The sequence below is a fragment of the Pedobacter suwonensis genome, from assembly GCF_007833675.1.
Lineage (GTDB): Bacteria > Bacteroidota > Bacteroidia > Sphingobacteriales > Sphingobacteriaceae > Pedobacter > Pedobacter suwonensis.
The window spans coordinates 5,007,281-5,029,095 of the sequence record NZ_CP031708.1 but is presented as its reverse complement, the minus strand read 5'-3'; the positions used below and the strand labels follow the sequence as shown (position 1 = coordinate 5,029,095).

Sequence of the window (21,815 nt, the reverse complement as noted above, 5' to 3'; positions counted from 1 at the left end):
TAACTAAATTCCTTACAGCGGATCTTTTCAGGTGCTTACATAAGAAGTTGATTTACTTGATATAAAAAATCAACCCATAATATTTTTGCAACATTATTGCATAAAAGCACATTCTAACTTTACTAGCGATTGTAAAACCTTATATTTGCATCTTTTTAAAGATACAAACAGCTTTTATATGCAGCGCAAGTGGTTTCAATATTGGTTCAATTCGCCATATTATCATATTCTTTACCAACAAAGAAATGATGCTGAGGCCGAATTTTTTATTGATAAGCTTACCTCTTTTTTAAATCCTGAAGCTGATGCCAAAATGCTTGATATTGCCTGCGGAAAAGGCCGGCATTCTATTTACCTGAATAAAAAAGGCTTTGATGTTACAGGTATTGATTTATCTGAACAGAGTATAAAGTACGCAAAGCAATTTGAAAACAGCAAATTACACTTTCTGGTGCATGATATGCGGAGGCTGTTTTACATCAATTATTTTGATGTAGCTTTAAATCTGTTTACCAGTTTTGGTTATTTTGATACAGAAAAAGAACACGTAAATGCCCTTAAAACTTTCCGCAAATGTTTAACTGCTGAGGGGATTCTGGTGCTGGATTATTTTAATACGGAGAAGATCATCCGGAATTTAAATTCCTGCGAAACGAAATCACTGGACGGCATCACTTTTCAAATCACCAAAAGTGTTGTTGATGGGAAAATCATTAAAAAGATCGATTTCGAAGATCAACAAAGGGTATATCATTTCGAAGAGCGGGTACAGGCATTTAGTTTTGAAGATTTTGAACGCATGCTGGGAAAAGCGGGAATGGTTATCCAGAAAACCTTTGGCAATTACGACTTGGCTGATTTTAACAAAACTAATTCAGACCGGTTAATTTTAATCTGTAAAAAAGCATGATCGAAAGCATACAGCAATTTGATGTAGAATTGTTTTTGAAAATTCACCGCGGACTTTCAAACGGCTTTTTTGATTGGCTGATGCCCCTTATGCGCAACCGCTTCTTTTGGTCGCCGCTTTACCTGTTTATTGTTATTTTTTGCATCAGGCAGTATAAAAAACAAGGCTATTATATCATAGGCATGGTGCTTTTTACTTTCGCCATGGGCGATTTAATCGCCTCCAGGCTTTTAAAACCCTGGATATCACGCGTGAGGCCTTGCAATGATTTAAGTTTGGCTAATGATATCATCCATCGTGTACCCTGCGGAAGTGGTTTGAGTTTTCCTTCGGCACACGCTACCAATCATTTTGCTATAGCTGTTTTTTTGATCTGCGTTTTTTACAGCAGATGGAAACCGATTCTACCCGTTGGTTTGTTCTGGGCATTTATCATCAGCTTTGCACAGGTATATGTTGGCGTCCATTACCCCGTTGATGTAACTACCGGCGCTTTATTAGGAATAGTAATAGGCGTGATCTGTTCAAGAATATTTAAAAAATTACAACCTGATTTTTAACCTATGGAAATCTGGAAACTCTGCGTACTCTTTTTCTGTGCCTTTTTAGGCGGAACGGCTATCTTTTTGGTTAAAAGTGATAAATCTAAATTGCTCAAGCTGATTTTATCTTTCAGCGGCGCCTATTTATTTGCCATAACCGTTTTACATTTAATTCCTGATGCCTACAGCGGACCGGACAAAGGACAGATTGGCATTTTTATTCTTATCGGTTTTTTATTACAAATTTTCTTAGAACAGTTTTCAGAAGGTGTAGAGCATGGCCATATCCATAAACAACACGATGGGCATGTATTTCCGTTTGGGGTGATGATTAGCTTGTGTTTACATGCCTTTTTAGAGGGTATGCCATTGGCCAAAGAACAGCACAACGAATTGATTTTTGGGATTTCACTACACCATATTCCTGCTGCCTTTGCATTGGCAAGCATATTGATGCAGAATCATTTCAAAAAAAGCAGTATTATTTTTTACCTCATTGTGTTTGCCATTATGGCTCCACTGGGTTTTTATGTAAGTGTTGGTTTAAGCAACGGCACTATTGGGGGCATTGATGCTTATTTTAATAAAATTATGGGGATTGTAATTGGTATTTTCTTACACATTTCTACTACGATCCTGTTTGAATCAAGCGCTGATCATAAAATCAACACCCGCAAAATGATTGCTGTTTTGTTAGGAATTGGCGTAGCATTAATCGGTTTCTTTGCCGGACACTAATTCAGTTGGCAGTTTTCAGTTGGCAGTTTACAATTCTCAGTTTAAAGCTCTCGGTTGGCGATTAATCGGTTAGACCACTCAACAGTTAATCCTATAGCCGTTTTAAACGTTTAAATCGTTTATTTATTCAATCTTTACGGGAAAACATCTGTAAATTTAGACATGGATAAAATTGTAAATGAACCCGCAATAGCCTATCAAAAAAGGCATTATACTATTGAAGAATACCTGGAGATGGAAAAAGCGTCAACAGTAAAACATGAGTATTACCAGGGAGAGATCTTTGCCATGTCTGGTGCCGGAGAGAATCACAATGAGATTTTCAGTAATGTTTTTGTGGAAATAGGCAAAAAGCTTAAAGGCAAGCCCTGCAGACCTTACGGAAGTGATAAACGAATGAATATTCCGGAAAATACTTTGTTTACCTATCCGGATATTTCCATTTATTGCAATGGTTCAACACATAGTAATTTTGATAAAGACACTTCCATTTTACCGACTGCGATTATTGAAATTCTTTCTCCTTCAACCAAAAATTACGACAGGAATAAAAAATTCAACTTGTATAAAGATATTCCATCGTTAAAAGAATACATCATGATTGATTCGGAATCTGTTTTTGTACAATCCTATCACATTAATGAAAATAGAAATTGGCTGTTAAGAGAATACAAAGAGATTTCTGATACATTAACCCTTGTTTCAATGGGATTTGACATGGCACTAAGCGACATCTACTATTTTGTCCGTTTTTAACAATTGAACTCAGAACGATGCGGTACCAATTGGCCTATTTCCCAGTCAATTGCAAACTGCAAATCGTCAACTGATTACTTTTCTCTTTTTTCTTCCCATAACTCCAGGGGCAGTGTTTACATTTATTTTTACAGCAATAACCACGTTTTAAATGGTAGGCTTCTGTGAAAACCATTAGTCCGTCTTCATTGAAATAAAAGTCTTCGCCTTCTTTCATAGCCAATATTGAATGATTGAATTTTGAATGATTGAATGAATAATGAATGATTGAGTGTTCATTTAATAGCTAAGGATCCTGAAACAAGTTCAGAATGACGAACACTGATTAATTTAATATTTTAAGCTCCAGTTTATCTTTAAAATAATCTTTAAGCTGTCTACCATCACCGTGCAAAGTCCAAACCTGCCTGGGTTTAACTTTTTCTATGGTTTCCAGAATCGCATCCCAATCGGCATGATCAGAAATATAAAGTGATATCCCGTTTCGCTGCTGCAGGTTCTTCCATCCTGACGCAAAGGCACGGACAACATTAATGGCCTTATGGTAACTATGGAACACCATTGGCGGCACAATGTAAACCTGATGTTCCTGATTATTTTTCATCACCTTCCTATCATACATTTTGTAATTCCCTACTTTCACGCCATAATCTTCATATATTTTAACAAAAGGCATAATGCTATGGTGAACCATAATGTTTTTTGTAGAGCAATGCTGGTTGAGCAACTGGATTATCCGCTGGCTTTTACCTAAGGCATAAGCACCCAGCATGATATTCGAATGGGTTTCGTTGAGCTTTTTAATTTCGGTTATGGGAGAAGGATGTTTGGTTTCCGGATTGGCGAAGGTGCTTTCTGTAATTAAAACATCAGCCTCTACAAATTCAAAAGGTGCGCAAGTACCATCATGTTCAATTTTATAATCACCAGTATACAGATACTTTACACCGTTATATTCCATTAATACCTGTGCCGAACCTAAAATATGTCCGGCAGAATAAAAAGTGATGGTAACTTCCTTTATTTTAAAAGATTCGTGATAATTTTTGGTGAAAAAATCAACCGCAGCAAATTTACGGTACCGGTGTTTCATAAAAGTTGCAGTAGCAGCAGTGCAGTACACGTTCTGGCTCCCACCGATAGCATGATCGCCATGGGCATGCGAAACAACCGCTTCTTTAACCGGCTGCTGTGGATCAAGATAAAAATCCCCGTAAATACAATATAAGCCCGTTGGGGTAATGGTAATAAAATCTGCTAAAATCATATTGAAATGAAAGGATTTAAGAATGGTATGATTAGAGTAGATCGTTATAAATTGGCAAGCTTAAGGGCTTCCGCAGCCTTTAAAAACTGCTGATGCAAGGTTAATACCTGCCCGATGATGGATTGTTGTTCATCATTTACAATAAAATGTCCGGCTAGTTTAGATTTCTCTTCGTCATTAAATTGTTTGTCCATGCGCGCTTTAACCTGTTCTTCCGAAACACTGTCGCGCTGCATTACCCTTTTTAGCTTCATTTCATATGGTGCAGTAACCAGAACAGTGGTATCGCACATCTTGTAAGAACCACTTTCAAAAAGCAGAGCTGCCTCTTTAAGCGTGTAAGGAACAGTTTTTGGCACGGTCTCTTCCCAAGCATCAAATGCCCTAAAAACGGCCGGATGAACTAACGCATTTAATTTTGCCAGCGCTTCTTCATTACTAAAAACTATGCCTGCGATATGTTTATTGTTCAGTTTTCCATCTGCAAAATAACTTTCTTCACCAAAAGCAGTTTTTATTCCGGCAACCAACAAAACATCTTTGCACATGATTTCCTTAGCAACCGTATCAGCGTAAAATACCGGAATCCCCAGCGCCTCAAAAACCTTGCAGGCCGTTGTTTTGCCACTGCCTATGCCACCTGTTATGCCTACTTTATACATTATTTTTCTACAATGAAATCTATTTTTGAAGGTTTTACGCTAACCAATTTACAGTAGTCGGGAAATTCGGTTATCTTCACCGTAAACTGGCGATGCCCTAAATCCTTCCATTCATCAACATCAACAGTTGCAGTAATAAAACTTTCATCAACCTGATCGTAATTACTCAGAGCAACTAAAAAAGTAACCTTAACTTTTTTAGGATAAAGTTTAATGCTGTTATAACTCCGGTTATTGATGATTTTTAAAGGCACTTCAATGGTCTTTTCCGTAAACTCATCAACGGGCACTTTAACTTCAACAGATGATGGGTAAATGCTTACGTTTTTATGAATGCTGTGCTGTAAAGCTACCCTTGCGGTAATACTGTTCTGTATTTTATCCTGTTTAAGTGTATCAGTTGGCCAAAATGTTATTTTAGAAAGTTCTTCCAAGGGGCCGGCAACCTTTACATATTTAGGATTGAGGATCACGTCACTTGACCTGCCATATTGTTTTGCAAACCCTAATTTATCAATCAATTTTACAGGAACTTTTTTTACGACGCGTTTGGTAAAATCGAAATAAAGGGTATCGGGCTTAACTGAAATTACTTTCTGCGTACTTTCCAACTGCCTGTTGATATTAAAAAGCTGATCGGAAAAGACGATAAAATCTTTGGTATTGAGCTGGCTCAAACTAACAGAAACAGAAGGTGGATTGATTCTTAAACGGGCAAAAAGCAGCTGCCAGCCCGTCCCTTCTACCTGTAAATCTATCGTATCAGACTGTAAAGGATAAAATGCTCTTTTGGTGGGACTGTTTTTAAAAACCAATACGGTTTTAGCAACATAAACATACTTATTATTTAATGCCATAAAAAGCCATGCGGCTATGGCCAGCAACAGGCAGGCCAGTAAGCTAAATACACGTCTTTTTTCAATTTTCGTTAATGTAATGAAGGGCATAATAAATTAAATATGGACTATCATCCGGAAAAACAATTTTCCAAAATGCATTTAATCAAATGTAATAAAACAAAAACAGTCCCGAAAGTTTTCGGGACTGCACTTAAATTTTATTAATTTATTATGCTTTAGGTGTAATCACCGCTTTGGTTGCATCTAAAGAAACTGCCGATTTATCGAAACGGATTTTAACGCCACCTTCAACCTCAATTAAAAAAGTAGTTTCATTCATATCTGCAATACGGCCGTGAATACCAGCAGTCGTTACAATTTTATCTCCTTTTTTCAATTCTTCAACCAATTTTTTATGGTCTTTAGCTTTTTTAACTTGCGGACGGATCATGAAAAAGTAGAAAACTACCATGATCAGTACCATTGGTACAATTGTAGTTAACGTGCTACTTCCGCCTGCTGCTTGTAATATTACTGTTGATATCATTTCTTTTTTATTTGTTTATTATGAATTTTGATCGTTAAGGATGATGCCCAAGCCACCAAACCGATTTATTTTTTTTCCAGCACCTCTCCTACCAGATGGACGGTACTTATGGTCGGGTTTGCATTAGATGTTACCGTTATCACCTTATCCTGCATACCCATTTTGCCTTCGCTATTGAAAACTACACTGATGACACCTTCTTTACCTGGTAAAATAGGTTCGCCAGGTACCTGCGGAATGGTGCAGCCACAGGTTGCCGTTGCATTGGAAACAATGAGCGGACTCTTACCTGTATTTTTAAATTTGAAATCGTGCTTAACTTTTTCACCTTGTGTGATTTTACCGAAATCGAAAATATCGCGTTCGAAAACGATAACAGGTGCATCTGCCGGGGCAACTTTAGCTGTTTTTGAAGTGTCATTGCCAACCGAAACAGCCGAAGCAGTTTCGCTGGTTTGATTATTTGCATTGCGACAGGCTACGAATGAAAGCGCAGCAATAGCCAGGATAAATGTTCTTTTCATTTTTAATCTTCGATTAATCCACGGCCGATCTTTTTAATGGTATTGTTTTTCTTCAGATCGCCTAAAATTTTGTCTAAAATACCGTTAATAAATGAATTACTTTTCGGTGTACTGTAATCTTTTGACAACTCTAAGTACTCATTAATAGTTACTTTAACCGGAATAGATGGAAAATTTAACAGCTCGCAAATGGCCATTTTCATCAAAATAGTGTCCATCAAAGCAATACGTTCCGATTCCCAGTTTTTAGTCCGATCAGCAATCATTTCCTGGTATTTCGCATCATTTTGTAAAGTGTGCACAAATAAATCCTGAACAAATTTGCTGTCTTCAACCCAATCGGCACTAATTTCGGTTAATTTGTTTTTGAAAGGATCTTCGGATGTAAAGTTTTTCAAGGTTTTGGCTACCATCCCCTTCATCACTTCATGATCTACCTGCCAATTGATAAATTTCTCTTCAAAAACCTGGATAATAGCCTGATTTTTCAAGATGATTTTACGAAAAATGTATTTAATAATGTCTTTTGATGATTCTAAACTTTCGTTTGGATCGGCCAGATACTCAGCATATTCTTTTGACGCCTTTAAAGAATTGTAAACGGTTTTACGGATTTCAGGATCGAACCCCCAATCAACCTTATATTTTTTAATTGCGGAAGCATATTCAGGATTTTGCTGCAATAAAACGCTAAACTTATTGTGTAGCAATTTCATGTTCGGATTGATATCCTCTGCTGTTTTGATAAACTTATTTGCGCGCTCTGCTGCGTCGTTAGCGGTAAATTCTGTAACCTCTACCATTAAAGATAGCATCCAGATGTACATTTCGTACACGCTATCGATGCTTTGCATTAAAGTTTTTAAATCTCCTTTAATGTCTTTTTTGTCTGCCATGTGCCAAGCAAAAATATTTTGCAAAGCTTTGATTCTTAAGTGCCTTCTGTTTAACATGAATGTAAGAACGAGTGCGGTTATTTAAAACCTGTTTTAATAATTATGATTTAATATGACGATTTAATTTTTTTAATATCTGCAATCCGTTTCTCGGCAATCCGGTTTGCGGCAATGTTTGTTGATATATTTTCTGCTTTACTTAATTTAATTACACTGCGTGTAGCATCATAAATATTCTCAGTAAGCTGTACGGTACGCTTTTTGCCGAAACCAGTTAACTCCGAATAACAGGAAATTAATCCACCTGCGTTAATCAGGTAATCAGGCGCAAATAAAATCCCTTTTTTTAAGAGTAATTCGCTATCCAGAACCTCATCTTTTAACTGGTTATTGGCAGAACCTGCAATAATTGCAAATTTCATTTTTTCGATGGTTTTGTTATTAACGGTAGCACCCATTGCACATGGCGCATAAACATCGGCATCGGTGGTGAAAATTTTATCTGCCTCGATCGGTTTTGCTTTATACTTCCGGGCAACATAAGTTAATTGTTCCTGGTTAATATCGCTGATCAACACTTCAGCATTTTCTTTTCTTAATAAGGCAACCAGGTGTTCACCTACATTTCCAATTCCTTGCACTACAATGGTTCTTCCGGCAAGCATATCTGTACCAAAAACCTCTTTAACACTCGCTTTAATACCTAAATAAACACCTTGCGCAGTAAACGGAGCGGGATTACCCGCGCCACCGATCGATTCGGGAACACCTGTAACATAATTGGTTTCCATACGGATATATTCCATATCGCGTGTATTGGTACCCATTTCTTCTGCGGTAATAAATTCGCCATTCAGGTTTTTGATAAACCTGCCATAGCTACGCATTAAAGTTTCGGTTTTGTCTTTTCTGGAATCGCCAATGATCACACCTTTTCCGCCGCCCAGGTTTAGGCCAGTGATTGCAGCTTTATAGGTCATTCCGCGGGATAACCGCAATGCATCTTCCAATGCTTCACCTTCGGTACTATAACTCCACATACGTGTTCCACCTAAAGCAGGACCTAATGTGGTATCATGTATAGCAATAATTGCTTTTAAACCTGTATCTGGATCATTACAGAAAACCAATTTTTTGTGCCCGTAAGCACTTAATTGATCTAAAATTGATGAATCTGACGGAGAATTTGCTGGCATATGAACGTTCGGATAACCTGCTGCAAAATTAAAATAAAAAACGATTATTACACGTATTTAAGAAAACTATGACAAAATTTATTCGTTAAGGCCGCAATCTCCTTCCGATCGTCACTTTGCGTACGAAAGATCTGTAACCTATTAAAAAGGCTATTATTCTGCTATCCATGAATTTATCCGCATCATTATCATTGCTGAGCAGGCCTATCGCGCAGATAGATTTTATTAATCCAGATTGATTTTTCCCATCTGAGCAGGTTGAACGTCATGCTGAATTAAATGAGCCACTGGAGAAATGTAGTAGTGTCAGATGGAAACCGACACCACGAAAAATGAGGGCTGGAGAAATATAGCAGTGCCAGATGGAAACATCAGACACCACGAAAACTGCGCACAAAAGAATCTATAACCGACATAATGTAAAGTCCAGTCATTCAACAGGCTTGAAATCAACAGCAGGACTATAATTGCGATGAAAGGCATACCATACATTTCAAAAACAGAACAGACGGACAACGAACGGCATTTGCACTCAAAATGTCATTAATTATTAAAGCTCAATTTCCAATGGACAAATAAGTAGCATGAAATAACAAATTTATCTAAGTTTGCAGAACATGAAACATCTGAGCCGATTAAACAAATACTTTCTTAAATACAAGTGGTGGATTATTCCCGGAAGTATTTTTGTGGTGATTTCTAATATCTTCGGTGTAGTACCGGCACAGGTAATCGGTTATGCAGTTGATTTAATTAGCGAAAACATTCAGCTGTTTAACCTTTTTGCTGGTTTTGATCGTCAGGCCATTATTTATAATATTTTTAGCAGTAACCTGTTATTTTTTGGTTTACTGGTTATTGCACTTTATTTACTGCGGGGACTGTTCCTTTTCTTTATGCGCCAAACCATTATCTTAATGTCGCGGCATATAGAGTTTGATATGAAGAATGATATTTATCAGCATTACCAGGAGCTGAGCTTAGGTTTTTACCGCAGAAATAATACCGGCGATTTGATGAACCGTGCAACCGAGGATGTGAACCGGGTAAGAATGTACGTTGGACCGGCAATTATGTATACAATTAACACATTTGTTTTATCTGTACTCATTATCTGGTCGATGTTTGATGTAAATTCCAAACTGGCTATTTATTGTTTATTGCCCCTGCCTTTTCTGGTGGTGATCATTTACTACGTAAACACCCTGATTTTTAAAAAAAGCGGGAAGATCCAGGAGCGTTTATCAGATCTTTCCAGTTTTGTACAAGAGCGTTTCTCGGGAATCAGGATTATCAAATCATATGTGCGAGAAGATTATACCCGCAACATGTTTGAGATCCAGAGCAATGATTATAAAAAAGACTCCATGAGCCTGGTTAAAGTATCGGCTTTATTTTACCCTACCATGTTGCTGTTAATAGGATTGAGCACCATTTTAACCATATATATAGGTGGTATACAGGTGATGAACGGCAGCATTACTGCAGGGAACATTGCCGAATTTATCATTTACATCAATCAATTAACATTTCCCGTAACCATGCTGGGCTGGGTTACTTCTTTAATCCAGCGGGCTGCTGCATCGCAAAAAAGGATAAATGAGTTTTTAGACATCCCATCAGATATTCAATCGAACGAAACAGCAGAAATCGAGTTAAAGGGTAATATCAGATTCGATAATGTGAGTTTTACCTATCCGGATACAGGCATTGAAGCTTTGAAAAATGTGAGTTTTGAAGTTAATGCAGGCGAATTTGTAGCCATTATCGGCAAGACGGGATCGGGAAAGTCAACTTTGGCAAACCTGATGATGAGGATGTATGATGTAGAAAATGGTGCAATAAACATCGATAAAAAAAATATAAAAACACTAAACCTTAAAGATTATCGCGGCCAGGTTGGCTTTGTACCGCAGGAAGTTTTTCTCTTTTCGGATACCATAAAAAACAATATTGCCTTTGGTTTAGATGCGGTAACCGATGAAGAAGTACATACAGCCGCAAAAAATGCCTCGGTTTACACCAATATTATTGATTTCGAAGAAAAATTCGAGACTATGCTGGGTGAGCGGGGAATAACCCTTTCGGGAGGACAAAAACAGCGTGTATCTATCGCCAGAGCCTTGATTAAATCGCCTAAGATCCTCATTTTCGACGATTGCCTTTCGGCTGTTGATACGAAAACAGAGGAGGAAATACTACAAAACCTGGGTAAAATCATGGCCGGGAAAACCAGTATTTTAATTGCCCACAGAATTTCGACCATTAAAAATGCAGATAAGATTCTGGTGCTGGACAACGGAAAAATCATTGAACAAGGCACACACAATGAATTACTTAGCCTAAATGGCAGTTATAAGGAGCTTTATAACAACCAACTTTTGGAAGAGGAAACGCGAACGATTTAAATTGTATTAAAATTGTATTTTGAACTTTAAATATTTGCTTTATATTTACCGAAACCAAAAACCAACATCAATACCAACCATGGGAGAATTCGACAACAAGGAAAGAGAAGAAGTTTTTTCAAAGAAAGTAAGAGCAGGAAAGAGAACTTATTTCTTCGACGTGAAGGCTACAAGATCGGGTGATTACTATTTAACAGTTACCGAGAGCAAGAAAAGATTAGAAGACGGTGTGTTTGTAAAACATAAAATCTTTTTATACAAAGAAGATTTCGAAAAATTTGCAGAAGGATTAAATGAAACTGTAGATTATATCAAAACTCATCAGGATGTGGTTGAAAAACGTTATGAATATTCTGAAAATGGAGAACATAGCACGAAAACAAGCGACGATTTTACTTTTTAAGTAATATAATTTCAATAAAAAGCCTCCTTATTTAATAATCCGGAGGCTTTTTTTTATCGTTTGATATTTCTATTTTATACCTGCACCGCTTACTGCTACGGCGAGAATTAACAGAAAATAGCTTACCAAAAAGATAATGGTGAGTATGCCCCAAAATTTAAACAGTGATTTTACACTTGAAATGGCATCGTTAAAAGTCTCCTGATCGCCAAACAGCACACCTTGCTTGCCCTTGGCCGAAAAACGCAAGAGCAATAAACTTGGGTAAAAAAAGAGTAAGGCTAATAGCAGGTAAAATATGGTGATGCCTGTTGCACCAATACCGGCCAATGGCCCTAATTGATTAAGCATTGCTGGGTTTGCAGATATTGCGGCCCCTATCCCAAATGAGCTCAAGGTTAAAAATGCAGAGACAATAAAACCTACAACCGATAGAAATCTTGCCCATTTACTCATATCGTAAAAATAGCTACGCATTTCTTCCGTAACAACCAACTTCACTTCCTGAGGCACTTCTTTTTCAAAATCTTCCATTTAATCTCTATGTATTTTGGGCTAAACTTAGATAAAATATAGATTTGATACAAGAGCAAGGGTTTAAATAAAGGTTTTAAAAGCTTATCTTTGCGCGGAATTTAGGGCGGAAAGCGGAAAGCGGAAAGCGGAAAGCGGAAAGCGGAAAGAGGAAAGCGGAAAGAGGTAAAATGGTTGATGGTTTGATAGATCATGGCCAAAGCGCCCAAACTAAAGATCAAAAAACGAGCATAGGGCTGTTGACCTTAAGATTATGAATCAGTAGCCCGGAACTAGACATAAAGACTAATAAATAATGGCATTACAATGTGGTATAGTGGGTTTACCAAATGTGGGAAAATCGACTCTTTTTAACTGTTTATCGAACGCAAAAGCGCAGGCTGCAAACTTTCCCTTTTGCACAATTGAACCCAATGTTGGTGTAATTACAGTACCTGATGACAGGTTAACCAAACTGGCGGAGTTGGTTAAGCCAAACAAAGTACAACCGAACACCATCGAGATTGTAGACATCGCCGGTTTAGTAAAAGGTGCATCGAAAGGTGAAGGCTTAGGAAACCAGTTTTTAGGAAATATCCGTGCAACCAATGCCATTATCCACGTTCTGCGTTGCTTTGATGACGGAAATGTCATCCACGTAGATGGTTCTGTTGACCCGATCCGCGACCGTGAAATTATTGATACGGAGTTACAGCTTAAAGACTTGGATACCGTTGAAAAACGTATTCAAAAAGTTGAAAAAATGGCTAAAACAGGTGGAGATAAAGACGCTAAACGTACTTATGAAATCTTAACCGTGGTTAAATCTCATTTAGAAAGCGGTAAATCTGTTCGTACTGCACCATTGGTAACAGAAGATTTCGAGTTTATCCTGGATTTAGGCCTGCTCACTCAAAAACCGGTCATGTATGTTTGTAATGTGGATGAAGCATCGGTAGTTACCGGAAACAAATATGTTGACCTGGTGAAAGCGAATGTTGCTGATGAAAATGCCGAAGTTTTGGTAATCTCTGCTAAAATTGAGTCAGAAATTGCCGAACTGGACAGTTACGAAGAGCGCCAGGAGTTTTTAGCCGACTTAGGTTTAACTGAATCTGGCGTAAATAAACTGATCCGTGCAGCTTATAAATTATTAAATCTGTATACTTATTTCACTGCGGGCGTACAAGAGGTAAGGGCATGGACCATTACCAAAGGTTTTACGGCGCCGCAAGCTGCAGGGGTAATCCATACCGATTTCGAAAAAGGATTTATCCGCGCAGAGGTGATCAAATATAACGATTTTGTAACCCTGGGCTCTGAAAATGCCTGTAAAGAGGCTGGAAAATTGGGTGTAGAGGGAAAAACCTATGTAGTGGAAGATGGCGACATCATGCACTTCAGATTTAATGTTTAAACATCCAAATCCCTATAGGGGACTTTAAAAAACTTAGGGCCATTCGCAAGAATGGCTTTTTTATTTATAAAGCCTCGCCACTGAAGGTTTTGCCACGGAAGCCCGGAAAACACGGAAGATGTTACGTTGTCAGACACAGTTAGTATCATTTAGGTATTAACTTCGGATGTGCACGTATAAACACGGATAATGAAGTGTAGCACATCCTTTTTAACTTTTTAGCAAGCTGGCGTATCACTCAAACCTGTAAGCTTAAATGAACTTATATTTCTTAAAAGGTAACAACTCTGAATATTTACAAAAGATCCTGGAATAAATTCAGGATGACGAACGCTAGAGAAGATACAGAAAAAAGAATTATCAGTGTATCCAGCCTCAGGTATTAGCAGTGGCTTTGTGCTTTGATCCAGATCGAAATGGAAAACCAGCAACCAAGTGAGGATTTGCAACGAGCGGGACGAAACTTTAAAAAGACCTGCTGTCTGTGCTTTCAAAACATAAAAGACACCTTTCAACTGCAGCATGAGATCACATTCACGCCCCTTCATTTTTTGAGTTTGGTGTCAGAATCGAACTGACTACACTGGTTTTGCAGACCAGCACACATCCATTGTGCATACCAAACGATAGGAAACAAAAAAGCCGCTTATTACATTTGTAACAAGCGGCTTTAATTCATTTTATATTTTATCAGATAAATAAAGTCGACCCGTTACTTTTTGAGTAACCAAAACACAGGTTAAAACAATATTTTGCTGTTGTAATTTTCACGATGTAAAGATACATAAACTTTCCTAAGCAGCAAATATTTATACTCTATAATTGACCAACCATTGTCAATCCTCTTAAAACCAATAAAATAGATCTCTCCATTCCAATGTGTTTCAGTCGAGGACGACTTATATTAAACCTCCAACCCATGAGCAGCCAATTGCGCTTTGGTATCTTCATAATCGGTATGATGAATGCCCTTTAAGCCCAAACCTTCGGCAACCTGCACAAATAACATCCTGTCATCAATATACAAGCTCGTTTCTACGTCACTCTGCGAAATATCAATGGCTACTTTAAAAATATCGGCATCGGGCTTACGGAAATGCACGAAACTTGACGACACAAAAAAATCGACAAACTCATTCAGTTTGAAAGTATTAATGCGATACTGGTTGAGTTCCCGGCCTTCATTGCTGATAACGGCGACCTTTAAATTGTATTTCTTTTTTAAATTACAGATCAACTGGATCATCTCCGGATAAGGAAGTGATTTTTTGAACATGAATTCCTTAAAATCATCGTAGGTAAAATTGCGTTCTTTGAAGAAAACGATACGCTCCAGGTATTCATCAAGCGTTAATTTGCCCACTTCATAGGTATCGAAAGTAAGGTGATGCCGTTCTTCGAGATCAACGGAATCGAGGTTAAAAAGTACAGAAGCCTCTCCCCTTGCCTGCCTATCCCAGCCATTTGTCAATAAAACGCCCCCGATATCAGTAAAAAGTGTGGTAATTTTCTTTTGCATGATTTAAATTTAAAGTAAAACGCCTTTCAAAATCAATACGGCTACACTAAAATAAATAACAATTCCGGTTACATCTACCATAGTGGCTACAAATGGTGCCGATGAGGTTGCAGGATCAAGTCTCAGTTTTTTCAGGATAATTGGCATCATCGAACCGATTAAACTGCCCCAAAGTACAATGCCAACAAGTGTAAAGAATATAGTAGTAGCAATTAAAAACCAATGTGGCCCATAATTATAGAGGTGTAACTCTTGCCAGGTTACAATACGAACAAAACCAATAGTTCCAAGAATGATTCCGAGTAAAGCCCCTGAAACAAGTTCGCGCCGCATTACCCTCCACCATTCTGCAATGGTTACTTCGCCTAAGGCCATGGCCTGGATGATTAGGGTAGATGCCTGTGAACCACTATTACCGCCACTACTCATAATCAAAGGAATAAAAAGAGACAGTACTACTGCTTTTTCGAGTTCGATTTCGAAATGCTGCATGGCTGTTGCGGTTAACATTTCGCCTAAAAACAGTACAATTAGCCAACCGGCACGTTTTTTTACCAGTTTAAAAATCGGGATATCCAGGTAAGGTTCGTCCAAAGCCTCGGTACCCCCGATTTTGTGCATATCTTCAGTATATTCTTCATTGGCAATCCACAAAATATCATCAACGGTAACGATACCCAGGAGGATATTATGCTCATCCACCACGGGTAAAGCCACGCGGTTATTCATCCTAAAGATGTTGATTGCATCTTCCTGAGGGTCATTTGCTTTTAAGGCAATGAAACGTTTATCGGTCAACTCGCCTATAATGGCTTCGGGATCGGCCAACAAAACTTCCCGTATCCTGATATCATCCAACAGCACCCCATCCTTATTGATTACATATACCACATCGATGGTTTCTGAGTTTTTCCCGTAACGCCTGATATGCGCCAAAACCCTGCTGATAGACCATTCGGGTTTCACAGCAATGTAATCAGGCGTCATTAAACGACCTATACTATCCTCTTTATAGCCTAAAAGCGCAAGCGATTCTTTGCGTTCTTCCGGCGGCAAAAGGGTGATCATTTTTTTAACCACATCTCCTTTTAACTCACTGAAAAGTGCGGTACGGTCGTCAGGTGGCAGATCTTTAATGATCTGATTAAGTTTATTGCCTGAAAGTTTTTTAATGATCCGTTCCTGTGTAGGAAAATCCAGGATCCTGAATACATTTACTGCCCTATTGAGGGATAAGGTTTCAATAAATTTAGCTGCGTGTTGTGGGAGTTCATCTATCAGTTCTTCAACATCTGATATATTCAGTTGATCCAGATATTGTTTTAATGCTTTGTCGTTCTCTTTTTCAAGTAGTTCCTGAATTTCTTCCACAACCATTTCTTCCATACACAGCTATTTATTTGTTACATGCTTAAACCTATTTAACGGTTCGCAAAGGTGCATTTTATTTCTTAAAAAGCCAACCTAAGCCCCTAAAATCAGTATAGGAGACAGCCTAAATTAAAATTACAGAAGCATAAAGTCAATACAAGGGCATGTTTAGGCAATGATTTAATCGTTTGTTAACATCAAAATCATCAACTTGAAAGAGTAGGGCCGGGGTGCAGAAATGGTAGCAGGATTAACAACCATCTCTGTAATTGAATTATCCAATTGAGATCTTTCCTGAACATCTATTGGTTAGGGGACAAAAACGAACGCGTAAAAACCTTTCAAATGTATTTGATTCTAAATCAGGAATATTTTGTATCTTGTCATATCTAATATATCTCTCATGAATAACACAATCCCCTGCATCATTATCGATGATGACCAGTCAGCTATTGACATTCTTCAAGAATTTATCTCCGCATTTCCAAGGCTTAGATTAGAATTCACCTACACAAAATCGGTTTCAGCTTTAAACGATATCACCATGCTGAAGCAAAGCCACATCATCTTCACAGATATCGATATGCCAAATCTTTCAGGCATTGACCTGGCAGAAAATCTAAAGGGCGAACCGCACAATATTATTTTTATCACCTCCTACCCACAATATGCGATAGATGCTTTCAAAGTCAGGGCAAAGCATTATCTTCTTAAGCCATTTGATCTTTCAGAATTTGCAAAAGTGGTCAATGATGTATTAAAAGAATGCTACGGAAGCCACAATTTTGAAGGAGATAGTGAAGATGTTTTCTATTTTAGAAAGTCCAGTGATAAAAGCACAATCTTAACCGTGCAAAAAACTGACATTATTTATATCCAGGGTTCAAATAATCATATCCACCTATACACTCCTACTGAAAATTACTCTGTTTACATGACCATTAAGGAGATGGAAGAAAAACTTAAATACAATACAAGCTTTTTCAGGGTACACAAATCTTACATCATCAATTCGGCTTACGTAAAGAAAATTGAAGGTAATAAGATAAACCTCGGAAAGTATGAGGTATTGATGGCGGCACATTACAAAGCTGCTTTCAGCAAGTTTATTGAAGAACGTTTTTTATTATCAGGCAGAAATTAGCCCTAGTTTTGAAGGTCGGATGGTTCGTTGTGGAGATGATCAATCTACTTTTTCAACTCAGGCTGAGCCTATTCAGGGCTTGATGTTGGCCTAAAGGACTGCGAAGCAATTAAAACCCTTTCTCGGCTCTAAAAAATTGTAGCAAAAGATATAGCTGAATTTAACTGTATTTTTTTTATTAAAAATGCGAAAAAAATATGTTTTCAAATCCTATATTTGCAGCCTTGCTCCCGTAGTTCAATGGATAGAATTATGGTTTCCGGTACCATCGATATGAGTTCGAATCTCGTCGGGAGCACATTTATACTTTTAAAAAGGTTATTCAATAAGGAATAATCAACTTCTATACTTAGCTGGTATTTTTCAACTGCTTTGCTACTAATTATCATTTTCATTTGTATTGCATTTTAAGGTGTTTCGAAATGGAATCTATACACTTGAAACCAGGTCAAAAAATATTAGCCAGCAAAATAATTTAGTTGAAGAAATCAGAAGTCGATTATCATCTAGTTAGTTACACAATTTGAATAATAAAGTCGAAATTTAATACAATTTTCTAAACGCATCGAGATCAAGCTTTGCTTGGTTGACTTTAAAGGCCATTCCTTCATATTGCGATCGCAGGTTTTTAACATTACCAAGAATATTTCCTTTCAATAACGTCAATGTTTTGTATTCTTTCTTGATCTCCACCTCAAATGTCTGTTTACGTGCAGATAGGTTGCTGGCAAGCTGGCTGATTTCCAAATTAATAGCATTAATTTCAGGTAAATAAGTAAAACCAGCTGAGACTTGCCTTTGCCAGTCGAGCAGAACCTGAATATTTTTAGGTCCTATTCCAACTATTTTAATATTAGAAAGCTTGGTCACATCTGCAGCCGTTCGAATACCATTACTATAAATTAGCAGTTTTTTCGAACTTCCGAAGGTCGGGATAACATGGTCCCGGATATCGAATCTGGAGAGATAGGCGTTCAGTGATTTCTGGTAATGACGAATTTCAATTTGTTTCTTTCCAATATCAAAGTCTTCCGGCAGGCGTTTAAAACTATTAATCTTCAAAGATAATTGATGGGAAATTTGATTATATCGGTACATTTCTGGAGGCTGATTATGCTGACTGATTAAGTTTTCATAACTTTTTTTGAGATGATTAAAAGCATTTTCCCGGATTGTTAATTCGGCTTGTAGCTTGTGTTTAGTCGGGCTAACCGAGCTGTAAGTCCATATTGAAATCACGCCTAATACAATAAAGCCCCAGTTAAAGAGTATACATAAGGTTAAAGCCAACATTATCGAAGCTGTGATGACAGCCAAGTCAATCCATTTGAGTTTACGAAACTCATTGGGTACTTTATTCGCTGTCATGTTTGGCCGTTCATAGTCAACGTCAAGTTTTGTGATACTAATTTTTTCTATTTTAAAACCATTTACAAATTGATTAATATCATTTAATTCGGGTAAGGCTTTTAAGTACGAATCATCCAAGAAGTAATGGATATTTGCCCGATCCCTGAAAATACACCAAGGGCATTCTCCAATCACATTGGGATAGAAATGGATTTTGGTTTTGCTACATTGTACCAGTGACTTCTTTAATATGCCCAGTTCCTGTACCCAAATTGAAGCAGCCGGACGTTGTAGGTTCTGCTCAAAAGCTGCATGGAACAAGGCAGAAGTTCCTGAAGTCATTGTATTAAGTGTTAGGCTGTTTTTTGCTGGAAAAAGTTTTTTATTCGACCTTCTTAAGGAATATGCAAATTCATGGCCTTTTATTGCAGTTTCTTCATCAATATCTTGACCTGTAAGATTAACGCCCGTAAAAGGTGCACGCCCCAGAAACAAAAGCTGAAAAACAAGTGTTGCAAGTGAAAAATTGTCGGTATTAGTTGTACGTATAATTTGGTCAAAAGACCCTAGTAATAAGAGTTCAGGTGGTGTATATCTTGGAATACCAACTTCACAAAAATGATAACGACTACCATGTTTTATCTGAAAGGAGTCGCAGTCAATCAGCGCAACCATACCAATTTGATTGACGAGGATATTAGCCTCATTTACGTCACCAATTACAATGCCTGCTTCGTGTATTTTATGAAAGGCTGCTGCAAGGTTGCTCGCAACGTGTACTAGAAAATTATACCCCTTATCCGGAAAAGTCTGCTTCCGGTCCATAGGGCTAAAGAGCTTGTGGAGGGGAACGAAAGCATCGAGCCGACGCATAATAATGCCACAATAGCGGCCTGCATTATCCCGAACAACGTCAGTAGGCCATGCGGCAAATTTCAAAATTTCTTCCCTAGCTATTGTCGACATAAAGATAAGCTTGTCGATTTTATTGCGATCAGGGATTTCAGCATATAGCTTAATAACCTTATCGGGAAATTCGTTTACAATAAAAACGCTTCCTTCACCACCTTGCCCTATCTTTTGTCCAAGGGTATAGCTATCTTGATTTAGGCCCTCAAATTTTTGAACCGTCATTATTGCCTAGTTGCCAGTAAAAGGGTTTTATCATCATCTGTCCTAGCATTAATACTCGCTCCCGAAAGATAATCGATTAGCCTACTATTTAAAATGGAGATATTTTCAGATGAGCTAGCCTTTCTAAGCCAAGGAAACAAACCTTCGAAAAATGGCTGGTGCACACTTTCAGTTTCATTGTTAAGGGTAAGCATCTGCAAACCATCTGTGAAAACGGCAATTTCCATTACTGCTGAGTCAAGGACTTTAATTTTCAGGGTTGGCAAGTTAGGGTCGTCAATAAGAAAAGCAGTTGTATTTTGGTATTCGCCATTATGGGGCCACCAAACTGGCGTGAAAAAACCGTCTTGATTACTAGTCACAATAGCCCCGTCCCCGATCTGAATAAAAACTGATTTATCAGGCAGTAAAATAGCACCTAGCAAAGTGCAGGAAAATTCGTTTTTAGGTACTTGCTCTTCTTTAGCCAATCTCTCGATATGGTCATAGAGCTGTTCACCAAACCCTTGTAAAATACCATCATTAAATACACTTTCTGACTGGATAAGAACTGTTGCGAGATCAATCGCCTTTATTACCGATTCTTCAGCTGCCTTTGCGGCAAAAGCTGCACTCCCTGCACCATCACTTACAAATAAAATAAGCGCCTCTTCTCCATCGGGCAAGGTCAGTATTTTGAAGCTAGAAGCGTCTTCACAAGTTTTGCCTGACTGAATATGAGAAGTTCCAATTACACTCTGACCAATTATTTTCCAGATCATAAATCTACCCAGCCGCTTGGTGGAAGAAGTCGGGTTTGCTCACCAGGATTTTTGCTGGAAACCATTTTCATTGAAGCGGATAACCACAGGAAGAATTCCCGGAACATCAAACCTTTTAATTTGATAGGTTCCCGAACTGAGAGTTTTCTTAATATTTCCATATTTGCACTTTCCACACCGATTGCAAAAAATGCGAATTTATTTGCAGCCTCACCCTCTTGGACCATTCTTGCAGCAGCAGACCAATCATCAGTCGGGCCACCATCAGTAATAAGAATAATCCATGGCTTATAATAACCCACACCATTCTCACGATAAGTTTGTTTTCTCTGGTTGACCAATTCAATACCCATAGCTACTGCCTTACCTATTGGGGTATCGCCACTTGCTGCCAGGTTTTTGGGATAAAAATTATCGACAGTTTGAAAATCCGATTCCAAAGATACTGGCCCAAAAGTAATCATAGCAATCTCTACGCGTTTAGCGGCAAGGGCATCCTGCTGAAGTTCATTTTTCAAGCCCTGTATACCATCGTTAAGTTCACGAATAGGCATTCCTCCCATAGAGCCAGAGGTATCCAAAAGCAACATGCAAGGACATCTAGATTCAGGGTTATCGGCAAAGTCATCGGAGCCAAAGGGAACTTGCTCAAAAGAGATGTATTCATCCATAAGATAAGTTGTTTAGTTTGTGCTAAATTAAAATAAAAAATCATATCAATAAAAATAGGAAGAAGTTTTAGTTAGATCTTACGGTTTCCCCTAATTGTAATTTCGATACACTCTATATATTCTTCGAGATACAATCCGCAACAAATTCACAATAAAAAAAGCTTTAATTGCCATATCTACATCTGAAAACGAAACAAATCAATTTTAGATTATTTGTCTTGTTATTTATGATAACCAAAACTTCATA

23 protein-coding genes and 1 tRNA gene are annotated in these 21,815 nt (G+C 37.9%); 9 read left to right on the top strand and 15 right to left on the bottom strand.

Annotated elements, in window-relative coordinates; genetic code table 11:
• Positions 1 to 178 precede the first annotated feature (178 nt).
• From DV942_RS20680 to DV942_RS20665, 4 genes are all read left to right on the top strand, one after another.
• On the top strand, positions 179 to 910 hold the full coding sequence (locus DV942_RS20680; protein WP_145860672.1) for a class I SAM-dependent methyltransferase: 732 nt from the start codon (positions 179 to 181) through the stop codon (positions 908 to 910).
• The gene (locus tag DV942_RS20675) at positions 907 to 1,470 is read left to right on the top strand and encodes a phosphatase PAP2 family protein (protein ID WP_134203273.1); all 564 of its coding nucleotides are present in this window, start codon (positions 907 to 909) and stop codon (positions 1,468 to 1,470) included. Before DV942_RS20680 ends, DV942_RS20675 begins: the two co-directional genes overlap by 4 nt.
• A 3-nt stretch (positions 1,471 to 1,473) precedes the next feature.
• Positions 1,474 to 2,190, top strand: a complete 717-nt coding sequence (locus DV942_RS20670) for a ZIP family metal transporter (protein ID WP_090987547.1) — start codon at positions 1,474 to 1,476, stop codon at positions 2,188 to 2,190.
• Between the two features lie 162 nt (positions 2,191 to 2,352).
• Complete coding sequence (locus tag DV942_RS20665; protein WP_145860669.1) at positions 2,353 to 2,946, top strand: Uma2 family endonuclease; 594 nt, start codon at positions 2,353 to 2,355, stop codon at positions 2,944 to 2,946.
• Between the two features lie 34 nt (positions 2,947 to 2,980).
• Here the strand turns inward: DV942_RS20665 and DV942_RS20660 are convergent, their stop codons facing one another.
• The 8 genes from DV942_RS20660 to DV942_RS20625 all read right to left on the bottom strand — a co-directional run bounded on the left by DV942_RS20660 (position 2,981) and on the right by DV942_RS20625 (position 8,877).
• Entirely contained in the window at positions 2,981 to 3,121 is a 141-nt protein-coding gene (locus DV942_RS20660) for a DUF5522 domain-containing protein (protein WP_244950898.1), read from the bottom strand.
• A 150-nt stretch (positions 3,122 to 3,271) separates the two neighbouring features.
• Positions 3,272 to 4,213, bottom strand: coding sequence for an exonuclease (locus tag DV942_RS20655; protein WP_145860666.1), 942 nt, complete (start codon positions 4,211 to 4,213; stop codon positions 3,272 to 3,274).
• A gap of 44 nt (positions 4,214 to 4,257) precedes the next feature.
• Entirely contained in the window at positions 4,258 to 4,875 is a 618-nt protein-coding gene (coaE, locus tag DV942_RS20650; protein ID WP_145860664.1) for a dephospho-CoA kinase, read from the bottom strand.
• On the bottom strand, positions 4,875 to 5,822 hold the full coding sequence (locus DV942_RS20645) for a YbbR-like domain-containing protein (RefSeq protein ID WP_244950762.1): 948 nt from the start codon (positions 5,820 to 5,822) through the stop codon (positions 4,875 to 4,877). The genes coaE and DV942_RS20645 overlap by 1 nt, the downstream gene beginning before the upstream one ends.
• A 121-nt stretch (positions 5,823 to 5,943) precedes the next feature.
• Complete coding sequence (gene yajC / locus DV942_RS20640) at positions 5,944 to 6,261, bottom strand: preprotein translocase subunit YajC (RefSeq protein ID WP_090987555.1); 318 nt, start codon at positions 6,259 to 6,261, stop codon at positions 5,944 to 5,946.
• A 65-nt stretch (positions 6,262 to 6,326) separates the two neighbouring features.
• Positions 6,327 to 6,785: a DUF1573 domain-containing protein gene (locus DV942_RS20635; protein WP_145860662.1), complete on the bottom strand. Its 459-nt coding sequence runs from the start codon at positions 6,783 to 6,785 to the stop codon at positions 6,327 to 6,329.
• A gap of 2 nt (positions 6,786 to 6,787) precedes the next feature.
• Positions 6,788 to 7,738 carry a transcription antitermination factor NusB gene (gene nusB / locus DV942_RS20630; protein WP_134203269.1) on the bottom strand — a complete coding sequence of 317 codons (951 nt, stop codon included), beginning with the start codon at positions 7,736 to 7,738 and terminating at the stop codon, positions 6,788 to 6,790.
• 50 nt (positions 7,739 to 7,788) lie between these two features.
• On the bottom strand, positions 7,789 to 8,877 hold the full coding sequence (locus DV942_RS20625; RefSeq protein ID WP_145860660.1) for a Glu/Leu/Phe/Val family dehydrogenase: 1,089 nt from the start codon (positions 8,875 to 8,877) through the stop codon (positions 7,789 to 7,791).
• 617 nt (positions 8,878 to 9,494) lie between these two features.
• Here DV942_RS20625 and DV942_RS20620 point away from each other — a divergent pair.
• Both DV942_RS20620 and DV942_RS20615 read left to right on the top strand, forming a co-directional pair.
• The gene (locus DV942_RS20620; protein ID WP_090987562.1) at positions 9,495 to 11,285 is read left to right on the top strand and encodes an ABC transporter ATP-binding protein; all 1,791 of its coding nucleotides are present in this window, start codon (positions 9,495 to 9,497) and stop codon (positions 11,283 to 11,285) included.
• Between the two features lie 79 nt (positions 11,286 to 11,364).
• On the top strand, positions 11,365 to 11,688 hold the full coding sequence (locus DV942_RS20615; RefSeq protein WP_090987565.1) for a DUF3276 family protein: 324 nt from the start codon (positions 11,365 to 11,367) through the stop codon (positions 11,686 to 11,688).
• A 69-nt stretch (positions 11,689 to 11,757) separates the two neighbouring features.
• Here DV942_RS20615 and DV942_RS20610 read toward each other — a convergent pair whose 3' ends face one another.
• On the bottom strand, positions 11,758 to 12,222 hold the full coding sequence (locus DV942_RS20610; protein ID WP_090987567.1) for a hypothetical protein: 465 nt from the start codon (positions 12,220 to 12,222) through the stop codon (positions 11,758 to 11,760).
• A gap of 295 nt (positions 12,223 to 12,517) precedes the next feature.
• On the opposite strand from DV942_RS20610, the gene ychF reads away from it, so the two are divergent.
• The gene (gene ychF, locus DV942_RS20605; RefSeq protein ID WP_145860658.1) at positions 12,518 to 13,618 is read left to right on the top strand and encodes a redox-regulated ATPase YchF; all 1,101 of its coding nucleotides are present in this window, start codon (positions 12,518 to 12,520) and stop codon (positions 13,616 to 13,618) included.
• Between the two features lie 218 nt (positions 13,619 to 13,836).
• On the opposite strand, the gene DV942_RS20600 is transcribed toward ychF, so the two are convergent.
• The 3 genes from DV942_RS20600 to mgtE all read right to left on the bottom strand — a co-directional run bounded on the left by DV942_RS20600 (position 13,837) and on the right by mgtE (position 16,523).
• Positions 13,837 to 14,166, bottom strand: a complete 330-nt coding sequence (locus tag DV942_RS20600) for a hypothetical protein (RefSeq protein ID WP_145860655.1) — start codon at positions 14,164 to 14,166, stop codon at positions 13,837 to 13,839.
• 356 nt (positions 14,167 to 14,522) lie between these two features.
• Entirely contained in the window at positions 14,523 to 15,137 is a 615-nt protein-coding gene (locus DV942_RS20595; RefSeq protein ID WP_145860654.1) for an HAD hydrolase-like protein, read from the bottom strand.
• 9 nt (positions 15,138 to 15,146) lie between these two features.
• The gene (gene mgtE / locus DV942_RS20590; RefSeq protein ID WP_090987572.1) at positions 15,147 to 16,523 is read right to left on the bottom strand and encodes a magnesium transporter; all 1,377 of its coding nucleotides are present in this window, start codon (positions 16,521 to 16,523) and stop codon (positions 15,147 to 15,149) included.
• A 388-nt stretch (positions 16,524 to 16,911) separates the two neighbouring features.
• On the opposite strand from mgtE, the gene DV942_RS20585 reads away from it, so the two are divergent.
• Positions 16,912 to 17,652, top strand: coding sequence for a LytR/AlgR family response regulator transcription factor (locus DV942_RS20585; RefSeq protein WP_145860651.1), 741 nt, complete (start codon positions 16,912 to 16,914; stop codon positions 17,650 to 17,652).
• 226 nt (positions 17,653 to 17,878) lie between these two features.
• A tRNA-Arg gene (locus tag DV942_RS20580) sits at positions 17,879 to 17,950 on the top strand.
• 245 nt (positions 17,951 to 18,195) lie between these two features.
• Here the strand turns inward: DV942_RS20580 and DV942_RS20575 are convergent.
• From DV942_RS20575 to DV942_RS20565, 3 genes are read right to left on the bottom strand one after another with little or no spacing between them, the layout of a single operon-like run.
• Complete coding sequence (locus tag DV942_RS20575) at positions 18,196 to 20,136, bottom strand: protein kinase domain-containing protein (RefSeq protein ID WP_145860648.1); 1,941 nt, start codon at positions 20,134 to 20,136, stop codon at positions 18,196 to 18,198.
• A complete protein-coding gene (locus DV942_RS20570; protein WP_145860646.1) occupies positions 20,136 to 20,897 on the bottom strand; it encodes a PP2C family serine/threonine-protein phosphatase in 762 nt (253 codons plus the stop codon). The genes DV942_RS20575 and DV942_RS20570 overlap by 1 nt, the downstream gene beginning before the upstream one ends.
• Entirely contained in the window at positions 20,894 to 21,568 is a 675-nt protein-coding gene (locus tag DV942_RS20565; RefSeq protein ID WP_145860644.1) for a vWA domain-containing protein, read from the bottom strand. The genes DV942_RS20570 and DV942_RS20565 overlap by 4 nt, the downstream gene beginning before the upstream one ends.
• Positions 21,569 to 21,815: the final 247 nt, after the last annotated feature.